Genomic DNA, 12,776 nt, shown 5'->3' with positions numbered 1-12,776 from the left:
GATCGGCAGCTTGTTGCCGCTTGATGCGCGTGGATCCTGCCGAGCTTGCGAGCCCATGAGAAGCCCATGAGAAGGATGGCACCCGTGGGGCAGTCAACTGCGCCCCGGACCCGGCCCCGGTCGATCCGCCCGGTCGCGACAGCCCCTTCGGCCGCCTCGAAAGGATGGCGAATGGGCCATTGGTATAGTCCGCTCTCCTTTCGATATACGATTGCGCTTCAGCCCTGCCGGCTGAGACATATCTGGCAGGCTTCCCCCGCGTCTATCTTGGCCGCGATTGTGGGAGGAAGTCGTGTCACGTGGCAGGCCCTTCCGGTTTTTTCAAAGCGTTAAGGTTGCCATGAACACCCAGAGAATACGGTACTTCCTGTCCACCACGGCCCTCGTCTCGGTCGCGGCCCTTTCGCTCGCCCCGGCTGGCTGGGCCGAGGATGAGAACACGACCAGCAACTGGACCGGGAAATTCGACGATACCTTCAACTACTTCGAGAACTGGGACAACGGTTTCAACGGGGCCGATCTGGTCATCGATGGCGAAGACGTGGTGGTCAGTTCCAAGGGGGTCACGGTTGCTGCCGATTACGGCTCCAATCCCACGATTCCGGATGTCGGACCCCGGACTGTCACGATCTCGGGCGGTGCTACCCTGAATGCGACCTCCGACGAAAATGCCGTCCTGGCGATCGGCTGGAGCAGGGGCGAGACGGAATCGACCGTCACCGTGACCGGGGAAGGGTCCAGGCTTTATACTGCCGGCTCCTGGAGCCGCATCGGCTTTCAAGACGGTACGACCGGCGTCCTCTATGTCAAGGATGGCGGCACCTACGATGCGGGCTACCACGTCGCCATCGGCCGTGGCGAGGGGGCGACCGGGCGGATCGATGTCGACAACGGCAAGCTCAAAAGCGCTGAAGGCGCCGAGCTGATCCTTGGCTATGGTGCGAACTCGACAGGCCAGGTGGACCTGAAAAACGGCTCGACCGCGACCCTGAACGGCGGGGTCTATCTGGGCAAGTCCAGCGGTTCGAGATCGAACTTCAACATCCTCAGCGGTTCTTCCGCCACCACCAGCGGCGAGGTCACGGTGGGCGAAGGCAGCGATTTGACCGCGAGCTTCACAGTCCAGGGCGCAGGCTCGAGCTACACCGCCAATGGCGTGTTCCTCATGGGCGCGGGCAATTCCTCTGAGGCCGGTTTCAACATCCTCGAAGGCGCCGAGGCCACGACCAATGACACGGTCACGGTGGGTCAGGGCGCGGGCTCGGCCGGCTATGTCACCGTCGATGGGCAGGGCTCGACCTACACTTCCAACGGCGCATTTCGGCTTGGCCAGGGCACAGGCTCGACGGGCACGCTGACCGTCAGCAACGCGGCCGAGGCCAGCTTCGATAAGGGCCTTTCCGTCGGCGAGGACGGCACCGGTGCGATCTACGTGCGATCCGGCGGCAAGGCGACGTCCGAGGGGGATGTCATTCTGGGCGTGAATTCCGAGGGCGGCAGCGGCAAGCTGAGCGTCGCGGGCGCGGGCTCGAGCTTCACCCTGAAGGACAGCAATCTCGTCATCGGCTCCAAGGCCCCCAAAAGCGGCTCCAACGATTACCCGGGCTATGTGGCGGTCTCGGACGGCGGGACCCTGACGCTGCAGGGCGCTGACAGCGACCTGTCGCTGGGCGATGCAGCGCAGAGCTATGGCCTTCTTCAGGTCAGCGGCAAAGACGCAAGCGCCACCGTGGGCGGGGATCTTTCCGCGGGCATTTCGGGCACGGCCACTATCTTCATCATGAACGACGCGTTGCTCACCGTCGACGGCAAGACCTATCTGGCCAGGGGTGAGGGCTCGACCGGCAATTGGACCGTTTATGATGCCGACGTGGTTCTGAATGACGAGACCTATATCGGCTATGGCGGTCAGGGCGATATGACTATCACCGCAGGCGGCACGGTCACGGCGAACGACGCCGTCTCGCTGGGCCATGATGCCGGCGAGGGCGACGAGTATGGGGTGATCCGGATCTCGGGTGTCGGGTCTTCGCTTGAAATGACGGAATCGCTGCTTACGGTCGGTCATGACAGTGCAGGCGTTTCCGGTCTCGGGCTTGGCTTCGGCGGCGCATCCACGTCGTATCCCGCCGAGGGGGGTATCGTCTGGATCTCGGAAGGGGGGGCGGCCTCGGTCGGCGATCTCTCCGTCGGGCAGGAACAGGGCGCCACTGGCACCGTCGCCGTCGTCGGGTCGGGCACGGATGGCGATGAGAACACCGTCGCCTCGAGTCTGAAGGTTGCGGACAACGCCACCGTCGGCAACAGGGGGCGCGGCTCCCTGCTCGCACTGGATGGCAGCAGCGTCGAGATCGGCGGCGATCTTACGGTCGGCGCCGCATCCTCGGGCAACGGCATCATGAGGGTGAACAATGGCGCGACCGTCTCGGTCGGCACCGACGATGGCGAGGGCAATTACGACGGCACCGTCACCGTTGCGCGGGACAGTGGCTCGACCGGGACGCTTGTCATCGGCGCAAGCTATGACGTGGAAGAAGAGAATGGCGGCGCCGTGGCCTCGGGCCGCGTGAATGCCGGCAGGCTGGCCTTCGGCACCGGCACCGGCTCGCTGGTGTTCAACATCACCGACACCGATTACAGCTTCGGGATGGATGTCACCGGCGGCGGCGCGATCAACGCCTATAACGGCACCATCAGCCTGAGCGGCGACTATTCCGGCTATTACGGCAATACCAATATCCATGGCGGGACCGTCGCGGTCGATACCGATACGTTCGTCAACAGCGCCGTCACCGTCATGGCTGGCGCAACCCTGGCCGGGTCGGGTTCGCTGTCGGACGTGACCCTGCAGGACGGCTCGACCGTGGCGCCGGGCGGCGCGGGCATCGGTACGCTGACCATTGCGGGCGGCGATCTCAGCTTCGCCGACGGCGCCAGCTACGCGGTCACCGTGTCCAGCGACGGCACCTCGGACCTGCTGGCGGTGAAAAGCACCGACGAGGGCCAATACAGCTCCTTCGCTTCCGACGAACCCGGCACCACCACCGGCGGCGCGGTCACCCTGGGCGGCAGCTCGTCGCTGAAAGTGTCGCGTCTGGCAAGCGATGACGAGGCCGATTTCAGCCTGAACACCTGGTACACGATCATGACCGCGGATCAGGGCATCACCGGCGAATTCTCCGAGGTCAGCGACACCTTCGCCTATCTCGACACGACCCTCGACTATGACAACGACACCGAAGTCCTGCTTGCTCTGACCCGCAACGATGTCGATTTCGAGGATGTGGTGAGCTCGTCGAACTCCAACGCGCGCAATACCGCGCGGGCGATCGGGACGATGGACGAGGAAAACCCGCTCTACAAGAAGGTGCTGTTCCTCGAAGACGGCGAGATCGACCGGACCTATCAGGCGCTGTCGGGCGAGACCCATGCCAGCATGTCCACGGCGATGCTGCAATCCACCGAGCCGACCCGTCGGCTGGTGGTGAACCGGATGCGCCAGATAACCCCGGGTGCGGCTACCCCGGCGGCGGTTACCCGCAACGCGACCTCCTATGAGACCGCAGGCAGCTTCTTCTCCAATCCCGAGGTCTGGGGGCAGGCCTATGGCAGCTGGTCCAAGCTTGACGGCAGCGACGGCGCGTCGGGCATGGAAGCGACCACCGGCGGTTTCGTGATCGGGGCCGATGCCGAGACCGATGGCGGCTGGCGCACGGGTGTCTTCGGCAGCTTCGGGCTGGTCGATACCGATGCCAAGGACAGCAGCGCTGACAGCGATGCCGACAGCTACCAACTCGGTGTCTACACCGCCAGGAGCTTCGGCCAGATGGCGTTCCGGATGGGGGCGAGCTACACTTGGGATGACGTCTCGGCCAAACGGAACGTCTCGGTGGGCGGTGTCCGTCAGGATCTCGAAGCCGATTACTGGGCGCGCACCGCGCAGGCCTTCGTCGAGCTGGGCTACCAGACCAGCGCCGGCCGCACGAGCCTCGAGCCCTTTATCGGTCAGGCGATCCTCTACCAGGAGATCGACAGCTTCACCGAAACCGGCGGCTCGGCGGCGCTGTCTGTCGACGGCGAGGACCTGACCCAGGGCATCACCACCGTCGGCCTGCGCTTCGGCCGCGATCTCGAAGGTATCGGCGCCGGGATGAGCAACCTGCACGGCGGTGTGGCCTGGCAGCATGTCAGCGGCGATCTGAACGCGGAATCGACCATGCGCTTCGCCTCGGGCAGCGATGCCTTCTCGGTCACCGGCTCGGCGCTGGACCGCAACCAGGCGGTGCTGTCGCTGGGTCTGCGGACCGAGCTGACCGAGCGCTCGGTTCTCGACATCGGCTATCAGGGCACGCTGAGCGAAAACAGCCAGTCCCACGCGATCCAGGCGACCTATTCGGTCAGGTTCTGATCGGATCTGAGATCGAGCAGCGACGCCCGGCCGGAGACCTCCTCCGGCCGGGCGTTCGCTTTTCGAGGGGCCGGGCGCCCCAGGCAAGCTCCATCCCCATGCCCCGCCGCTGTCCGCCCCCCCGCACGCCATGCGACCGCTGCGACCGTTTCGCGCAATCGGCGCGAAAGGATTTGCAATATCGGGTCGGGAAAGTTCGTTGGCATGGCTGCCGCGTTCGGGGAGGCGACCGCGAAAGCCCTGCCTGTTATCAGTTTTCATGAACAACGGAGAAGACAATTTGCGTACCCTGTGCATGCCAGCCCTGCTCGCTGGTCTCATGAGCCTTGGGGCCTGTGCCTCGATTACCAATGATGCGAATGTTCCGGTCGCCCTTTCCTTCAGCAACGGCGAGTCGGGCCGCTGCAAGCTTTCCAACAAACGTCAGGCACAAGTGGCTGATATTCCTGCCGTCGTCAGCGTCCGGCGGTCGGACGACGCGCTGAGATATGATTGCGAGACGAAGCGGGGCCGCGAAGCCGTCGGGGCGATCCCGAGCACCATGGGCGGAAAGATCGTCGCAAGCGCGGTTTTCCTGGATTTCGGCATTGTCGACTCGATCACCGACAAACACCGCGAATATCCGGCAAGCTACGTCATTCCCGTGGAAAGATAGGCGCCCGCGGCAAGACAGCCGTTTTTTGCGATGACGGAATATAGCCCGCCCGCCGCATGCCCGCGCGGCGGGTGGAAACCGGGGGGTCCTGTCCTTGCCCATTCCGCCGATGCAGGGCATCGGTCAGAACCCTCCGAAGATGTTCTGCAAGTATTTGCGACAATGTAGCTTTACGCTTGACGGTCGCGCTTCGCATCCCGGAAGACCCCGGCGCGGACCGACCTGCTGCGGGTGCCGCGCCGATCTTCCCACAGGACGCACTGAACCGGGCCGCCTTGCCCGGAGGGCCAAACTCTCAAAGGATGCCCTCCCATGGACAGGAAGAAGAACACGAGGAGCCCGTATCCGGCCGAGTTCCGCGAACGGGCGGTACAGATGGTCATCGACCCTCTCGACAGCTATGCGTCTTTGACAGGCGCGGTGCGCGACATCGCCGGCAAGCTGGGTTGCTCGCCAGACAGCCTGCGGGTCTTGTACAAGCAGGCTCGGCGTGACAGCGGCAAGGAAGCGGGCCCGACCAGTGCCGAGAAGGCCCGCATCAGGGAACTCGAGCGCGGGAACCGCGAGTTGTGGCAAGCGAACGAGATCCTGAAGAAGGCCAGCGCTTGTTTTGCCCGGGCGGAGCTCGACCGCCCGTTCCGCAAATGACTGGCTTCATTGATGAATTCCGGGAGGAATTCGGGGTCGAGCCGATCTGCCGCGTGCCGCCGGTCGCCTCGTCAACATACCATGCACGGAAGGCCGCCGCACGGGACCCATCGCGGGATGCGGCGCGATGCCGGGTTGAAGGACAAGATCCGGAAGATCTGGTCTGACAACCGCAAACTCTACGGCGCGCGGAAAGTCTGGCATGCCCTGAAGCGGGACAATGTCGCTGCGGCACGCTGCACCGTGGAGCGCCTGATGCGCGAGATGGGCCTGCAGGGCGTCATCCGTGGCAAGAAGGTGATCACCACAAACCCCGACACCACGCGCCCATGTCCGGATGACAAGGTGAACCGGGAATTCCGTGCCGAGCGGCCGAACCAGCTCTGGGTGTCGGACTTTACCTGCGTGCCAGCCTGGTCAGGCACCGTCTATGTCGCCTTCGTCATCGACGTGTTCGCACGGCGGATCGTCGGGTGGCGCGTCTCGACCTCTATGACCACCCAGGTCGTGCTCGATGCCCTGGAGCAGGTGATTTGGCAGAGAAAGCGGCCTGGAAACAAGGGCTTGATCCACCACTCGGAGCGCGGATCGCAGTATCTGTCCATCAAGCACACCGAGCGCCTGGCCGACGCGGACGTCGACCCGTCCGTGGGAAGCGTCGGCGATTCCTACGATAACGCGCTGGCCGAGAGCGTGATCGGCCTCTTCAAAACCGGGGTCATCAAGCAGCTCGGGCCCTGGAAGACGATGCAGGACGTCGAGCGGGAGACAATGCACTGGGTGGATTGGTACAATAACAAGCGCCTGCTCGGATCGATCGGATACATCCCGCAGGCCGAGGCCGAACGCCGGTATCTTGATCGAATGCAGCCGATGGCCAAGGTCGCATGACGCGTTGAACGAAATGCCCTCCGGGCAAGTCGGCGCGGTTCACCCGGGCGACCGGTCCGAGCGGGCACAAGACGATCGAAGCCGAGCGCAAGAAGAGCGATCTCCTCGACGAAGAGGTCGGCGACATGAGCCAGGTGATCCTCACCGATCCAGTCCTCGAGACGATCAGGGAACGATGTCGGTCGATGCGATCGATGAAACCTGCCATCCCTGCCACCCGCTGACACCCGGAAGCTTAACATCGAACGACGTTTCCACACAGGCTCGGCCCTGAGGTGACGCGGGCCTGGTCGCCCCCGGGGCATAGGGGGCTTGGGTCGTCTCCGCGGAGACGGTGAAATTTCGAGGCCGCTCGCGGTGTGATCCCGGCGGAGTATCGAGCTACAGGATCGCAGTCCGGACCGGCGTCAGGGAGCACGCCACCGATATGTCTGTCGCGCGCGTCGTCAGGAGCATGAGGGGTGCCGGCTGTGGAGATGATCGCAACGATCAGGCGGGCGCATTGCGGCCAAATCAAGCCCATCGCGCAGATCTGCCGTGAGCAGCGGGCGTCTTGGAACGCTGTGCGCATGGTCATCAGATCGGGTGCGGTCGAGTTCGGCGGTGGCTGCATGACGCAGCGCGAGCCGATGATGCGGATCCGGCTTGCGAGGCGTTGCGCGGCCGGGGTTGTGAGGCCGTCCCGATATGCATCAGGTGGGCCGAAGGCGGCACGGGAGGCACCGGCCAACGATTCCATGCCGGGGGCAAGATCCGGGGCCGGACGTCCGGATCAGGCCTGATTTCCCCCGAGGGAGCGGTTGAAGATCCTGACCGGCTCGGTCAGCCGGTAGAGCCTGGCCGGGCGCGCGCTGGCAGCCTTGCTTTTCTCTCCGGTCTCCTCGAGGAAGCCGAGATCCGCGATCTTGCGCCGGAACGAGCTTTGGTCGAGCGCCTCTCCGAGGACGATCTCGTAGGTTCGCTGCAGCATCGGCAGGGTGAAGCTTTCCGGCAGAAAGGCCGCCGGGAGGGATGAATAGGCTCCTTTGCCACGGAGCCGGGCGGCTGCATCGGCGATCTGGCGGCCGTGGTCGAAAGGCAGATCCGGCAGGCCGGAAACCGGATGGAGCGAGGTGCGCTCATCCAGCTCCTCCGGCAGCGCGTCCCGCGGCACCAGGGCGAGATAGGCAATCGACACCGACCAGCCGCGCGGGTCCCGGTCCGGTCCGGCATAGGTCCTGAGCTGCTCGAGATAGACCCCCGCGAGCCCGGCCTTGTCGCGGAGGATCCGCGACACGGTCTGGGGCAGGTCTCTGTCCTCATCGGGATGAACGAAGCCGCCGGGCAAGGCCCATCGGCCTGCAAAGGGATCCTGCTGCCTGCGGTGGAGAAGGACCTTCAGGATATCTTCCTCGATCGTCAACAACACCGCATCCACCGTGACGACGGGCTGGCGGAAGGTCTTCGTGGCCATGGGTGTGCTCATCATGTTCCGGTTGCGTTGACCGACCATATCCTTGCAACTTGCATGTTACAAGTTTAATCCAATACCAGGGAAGACGAGCATATTGAAGGGGAAAGCGCGGTGAAAGCGGAAGACATCCTTGAACTATCCGGACCTGCGGGCGCGGGTAAGCTGATGCCGGGCGGCCCGGACGAGATCCGCAGGACATTTCGCAAGCTGGTTGCGCTTTGGCACCCGGACCATAATCCGGATCCGCGCGCGGCCGCCGTGTTCCGGCACCTGGTCGCGCTTCGGGATCTTGCGCTCGGAAGGAGCGGCGCCGGGCGGACAGGGCAGACTGGGGCAGGGCAGGAGGAGATCCTGACCGCGAGGGATGGCAGGCGGTTCAGGACACGTGTCCATTACCGGCATGAGGGGGATGCCGGCACGCTTCTCGTGGGGGCGCGGGCCATTTCGCACATGATCCCGGGCGGGAACCGGGATCTCGCCCGTCTGGAGGAGGACGCCGTCCGCGGTTTCCGCTTTGCGGATGCAGACATGGCGGCGCAGATGGCATGGGCATTGCCGGCCCTGCTCGAGGTGCGGGCGCTCAGGGATGATGCGACGCTCCTGATCTATGAGCGGCCGGAGGGCGAAGTGGTTCTCGCCGATCTCCTCGACGCCTTCGGCCCCTTGCCGCCCGAGCATGCCGCATGGCTGGGGTCCGGCCTGTTCAACCTGGCGGCCTGGCTGAGCTGGGCCGGTCTGTTCCATGGCGGGATCGGTCCGGACAGCGTGCTGGTGAACCCGGACACGCATTCCGTCCGGCTTGTCGGGGGCTGGGCGTTCTCGGGCCGGCTTGGCAGCCGTCCGGCCGCCTTGCCGAACCGCACGCTCGATCTGATGCCGGCCCTCGCCGTGAAAGGGGCCGTGGCGGAAGAAAGCCTGCAGCTCGAACTGATCCGGAGGACGATCCTGGAGAGCCTTGGCGACGGCGTCGGAGCGCATCTCGGGCGGATCGGCGTCCCTGCGCCGCTGGCGGATTTCCTCAGATTGCCCTCGGCGGCGGATGGCATTTCGGATTACCGCGCCTGGCAGGAGGCCCTTGTCCGCGCCTGGGGACCCCGCAGGTTCGTCGCCTATCCGCATCGCCTGTCCAGATAACTTGCAAATAGCAACTTGCAAATATCAAATAACAGGGCTAGATGGGTCGGGCAGGACATGGAAACCAGTCAGGAAAGAGTTGGACATGGGAAACGGACGTTGGAGCGCGACGGATTGGTCGGCCTATGCCAGGACGGTCACGGCGGGCAAGAGCAAGGCCGAGATCTTCACCTCGCGCGGGATGAAGCCGGATTACGATCCCAGCAGGTTCAGGCTCCGCGAAAGCCGCGACAGCGCCGACAATCCGCAATCGACGCCGATCATCCTGGCCTCGGACGTGACCGGATCGATGGGGATGATCGCCGAGAAGATCATGCGCGACGGGCTCAACACTCTGGCCACCGAGATCTATGCCCGCAGGCCGGTCCCGGATCCGCATATCATGATCGCGGCCGTAGGCGATGCCGAATGCGACAGGGCTCCGCTTCAGGTGACCCAGTTCGAGGCGGATATCCGCGTGGCCCGGCAGGCCCGGGAGCTCTGGCTCGAGGGCGGGGGAGGGGGCAACAGGGGCGAGTCCTATTCCATCGCCCAGCTCTTTGCGGCGCTGAAGGTCTCGGCCGACGCAATCGAGAGGCGCGGCAAGAAGGGGTATCTGTTCACGATCGGGGACGAACCGAACCTTGACGGCATGACCCGGGCCCAGATCGAGCGCTATCTCGGGGTCACGCTCGAGCGGGACCTCTCGGCGGCCGAGATCCTTCAGATGGCTCGCAAGAACTGGGAGGTCTTCCATGTGGTTCTCGTGAACGAGGGCTATTGCCGCTATGGCCGGGACGAGGTCCTCGCGACCTGGCGGGCGCTGCTGCCGGAGCGGACGATCGAGCTGCAAAGCGTCGACGCACTGACGCTGTCGGGCAATGTGCGCTACAGCGGGTCCTATTTCTCGGATGACGACAACCTGTCGGCAAGCTTCGTCGAGTCCTACACGGTGGCGAATACCCGCATCGCCTATGACCTGCGGGACAACCTGCAGCTCTACGGCTATGTCAACAACCTCTTCGACGAGGACGCGGTCACCTATATGCGCGCCAGCCGGGCGGTTGTCGGCGGCTACGAGGCGACCCTGGTCGAGCCGCGCATGATCGGGATCGGGCTCAAGATGACGTTCTGAGCCCCAGGCGCCGGTTGCCGGAAGGGCCCGCCGCCGCGGGCCCTTGCCGTTTCCGGGCCGCATATCCGGACCGCGGGATCTGCGGGCCCGCACGGACGCGGCGCCGCCGCCTTGACCGGCCGGTCGTCCCGTAAAGCTCCGGCCCCGCCCCGACGCGCCCTCGACCGGATCGAGACCGGCCGACCTGGCGCGCCCGGCTGGCTCACCCGGATAGCGCAGGCGGCTGACATGCCCCCGGTCCCCGGGGCAAGGGGCGCCGGCGCGACGTGACGGAGCTGACCGGGCAAAGCTCTCCTGCCCCCTGACCGATCACGGAAAACCCAGCCGGGCTCGCGGAGCGAGGGCCGACTGGCCCCGAACGTCGGGTGCCGGAACCGTCCCGCCCCGGCATTTTCCCATGCGTTGGCGGCTTCCGCGCCTGCTCCGGCACGTCCTGCCGAAAACGGGGCTGCGTCTGAGCGCGGATGGCCTCCCCTCGGATCTCTCGCGCCGGGGCATTGACCGCGCGATCCTGTCGGGGCCTGATGACTGGCGCCGGACGGAGTGGGCAGGAGGGCCCTCAGCCTTGCGATCCGCCCGACCGGTACCAGCGCCGGATGCGCCAGTTGGCCTCGGCCCAGGCCAGTATGCAGAGCACAGGCAGCAGCAGCGATGTCGCGCAGGCGGCGACGGCGATGGGTGGCCCGGTCTCGGCTTCCATCCCCCGCAACCGCTCGCGCGCCTCGGCCAGGCGGTCCAGATCGGTCCCGTCGCGCAGGGTGATCCCGCTGCGGCCGCTGACGAGAACCGGGGTTTCATAGGCCTCGGCCGGGTCGCGCTGCCCGCAAAGGATATCCTGCACGAGACAGGACGGCCCCATGGGCACGAGGCCGTGGGACCGCCCTTCCGGCCGGATCGCGGGCTTTGGCAGGACCGCTTCCACGAAGGCCCGGTCGGGGGCATTGCGATAGGGCAGGGCCCGCATTTGCGCCGCAACCAGCGCGTCGGGCAGGGCGGCGATCCTGTCGGGCAGATTCGGGGCGATCCGCGAGAGGGAGCGCGCGCCTTGCATCAACTGGTCGCGGTAGGCGGCGATCAGTGCGGGGTTCGCCGGACCGGCGCCCGGGATGCTGGCGGGAAAGACCCGGCTGATCCGGTCCACCACCCCGATCTCCTCTCCGCTCATCAGGACCGGGTCTGCGTCGCGGGACAGGCTGACCGTCCGGAACGAGACCGGACCGGCATGAAGCACCCTGTTGCCGAACTCGGGATCGGGCCGCAGATCATCGAGACCGCGCCCGATCAGTGCATCCAGCGGGATTTCGGCGCCTCCTCCATAGGTCTGTTCGAGCCGCGTGACGGTGGACCGAAGCCCGGTCCTCTCGTCCATCCGCTCTGCCAGCAGGAACCAGCAGAACAGGCTGGCCAGCGCACCGAGGACTGCGGCTCCGAAGCCGAATGCCAGCACCGTCGTCTGCGCCCGCAAAAGCGGCAACCCCGCGCGCATTTCCCGCGCGATGGAGCGGTTCCCGAGGCGCAGCAGGAACACTCCCGGATCCGGCAGGGTCGGGTCTATCCGCGTGCTGCGGTAGCGGGTGGTCATCGGCAGGCGCAGAACGGTGCCCGAGGCATCGGGCAGGTGCGCGATCTCGACAGGCTGGTCCTGGTCCGGCAGGGCGCCTCGGGCGACGATGTCGCGTTCCCAATGGGCGGGCATTTCCACCAGGTCCCTGCATCGGTCGAAGGCGAAGATATTCGTGCTGTCGCGGGTGGGATGGGCAAGGGTCCGCAGCCTGTCGCTGAACATCCCGACCTTCAGGTCATCGGGCACGCGCAGGCTGCGGCGCATCCTCAGGAACGCCACCAGGCCGGCCCCCCATCCCGAAAGCGCGACGCCCGCCGCGAGGAGGCAGAGCATCAGAAACAGCGCCGCGGGCATGACATATCCGTCCCGGTCCAGGGTCGTTATCCCGATCCAGACCAGGGCCCCGGCGATCCCGCCGACGAAAAGGAAGTTCCCCATGAACATCAGGCGCCGGAGCCCGCGCAGACGGTTGAACCGGCGCAGGTAGAGTCGCTCTTCGGCGGTGGCGCCGCGGCGTTTGATCGGCTTGGGGGCGGGCCCGGCATCGGCCGTGAAGGAGAAGGTGAAGGATGGCGGGCGCGCGGGATCACTCATCGGATCGGTGGGGTCTTCCTGTTCGAACTCGGAAACGGGCCTTGCTGCGGCAAGATGGGGTCGGGCTTGCCCAAGTCCAGCCATCTCCTGACATTTAAGTATCATAATACTGATTACCGGACCTGTGCTACCGCTCGGTTGTGACGCTGTGTTGCGTCACCTGTAACTGAGAGGTTTCCTATGAAAAACACGGTTCTCCGTGCCACGCTGACCATGGCGGCGAAGTCCGTTCTGCCTGCGCTGCTCGGCGCGCTCGGCACTCTGGCAGCAGTGGCCTACTCCGAGGGCTATCGCGCGTTCTGCGGGCTGCTGTGA

7 protein-coding genes, 2 pseudogenes and 1 other annotated feature are annotated in these 12,776 nt (G+C 65.5%); of the genes and pseudogenes, 6 read left to right on the top strand and 3 right to left on the bottom strand.

Annotated features, from left to right (window positions below; all coding sequences use genetic code 11):
* Nucleotides 1-340: 340 nt before the first annotated feature.
* From ACK8CO_RS11035 to ACK8CO_RS11025, 3 genes and pseudogenes are all read left to right on the top strand, one after another.
* On the top strand, nucleotides 341-4,408 hold the full coding sequence (locus ACK8CO_RS11035) for an autotransporter domain-containing protein (RefSeq protein WP_414896654.1): 4,068 nt from the start codon (nucleotides 341-343) through the stop codon (nucleotides 4,406-4,408).
* A gap of 259 nt (nucleotides 4,409-4,667) precedes the next feature.
* Complete coding sequence (locus ACK8CO_RS11030) at nucleotides 4,668-5,063, top strand: hypothetical protein (protein ID WP_155774204.1); 396 nt, start codon at nucleotides 4,668-4,670, stop codon at nucleotides 5,061-5,063.
* A 312-nt stretch (nucleotides 5,064-5,375) separates the two neighbouring features.
* Nucleotides 5,376-6,602: pseudogene (locus ACK8CO_RS11025) on the top strand (IS3 family transposase).
* Nucleotides 5,666-5,782 (top strand) — a sequence feature (AL1L pseudoknot). (Overlaps the previous pseudogene by 117 nt.)
* A 41-nt stretch (nucleotides 6,603-6,643) precedes the next feature.
* Here the strand turns inward: ACK8CO_RS11025 and ACK8CO_RS11020 are convergent.
* Together ACK8CO_RS11020 and ACK8CO_RS11015 are read right to left on the bottom strand one after the other, a co-directional pair.
* Nucleotides 6,644-6,810: pseudogene (locus tag ACK8CO_RS11020) on the bottom strand (IS5/IS1182 family transposase); the annotation flags it as partial.
* 564 nt (nucleotides 6,811-7,374) lie between these two features.
* Complete coding sequence (locus ACK8CO_RS11015) at nucleotides 7,375-8,055, bottom strand: NUDIX hydrolase (protein WP_414896653.1); 681 nt, start codon at nucleotides 8,053-8,055, stop codon at nucleotides 7,375-7,377.
* Between the two features lie 111 nt (nucleotides 8,056-8,166).
* On the opposite strand from ACK8CO_RS11015, the gene ACK8CO_RS11010 reads away from it, so the two are divergent.
* Nucleotides 8,167-9,189, top strand: coding sequence for a hypothetical protein (locus ACK8CO_RS11010; RefSeq protein ID WP_414896652.1), 1,023 nt, complete (start codon nucleotides 8,167-8,169; stop codon nucleotides 9,187-9,189).
* Between the two features lie 85 nt (nucleotides 9,190-9,274).
* The gene (locus ACK8CO_RS11005; RefSeq protein ID WP_414896651.1) at nucleotides 9,275-10,303 is read left to right on the top strand and encodes a hypothetical protein; all 1,029 of its coding nucleotides are present in this window, start codon (nucleotides 9,275-9,277) and stop codon (nucleotides 10,301-10,303) included.
* Between the two features lie 559 nt (nucleotides 10,304-10,862).
* Here the strand turns inward: ACK8CO_RS11005 and ACK8CO_RS11000 are convergent.
* A complete protein-coding gene (locus ACK8CO_RS11000; RefSeq protein WP_414896650.1) occupies nucleotides 10,863-12,461 on the bottom strand; it encodes a hypothetical protein in 1,599 nt (532 codons plus the stop codon).
* Between the two features lie 180 nt (nucleotides 12,462-12,641).
* Between ACK8CO_RS11000 and ACK8CO_RS10995 the strand changes: the two genes are divergently transcribed.
* The gene (locus ACK8CO_RS10995) at nucleotides 12,642-12,776 is read left to right on the top strand and encodes a hypothetical protein (protein ID WP_414896649.1); all 135 of its coding nucleotides are present in this window, start codon (nucleotides 12,642-12,644) and stop codon (nucleotides 12,774-12,776) included.

It is taken from the genome of Rhodovulum sp. HP10, from assembly GCF_047553435.1.
Lineage (GTDB): Bacteria > Pseudomonadota > Alphaproteobacteria > Rhodobacterales > Rhodobacteraceae > Rhodovulum.
The sequence above is the reverse complement of the archived record's forward strand: the minus strand, read 5'-3'. Positions and strand labels throughout refer to the sequence as shown.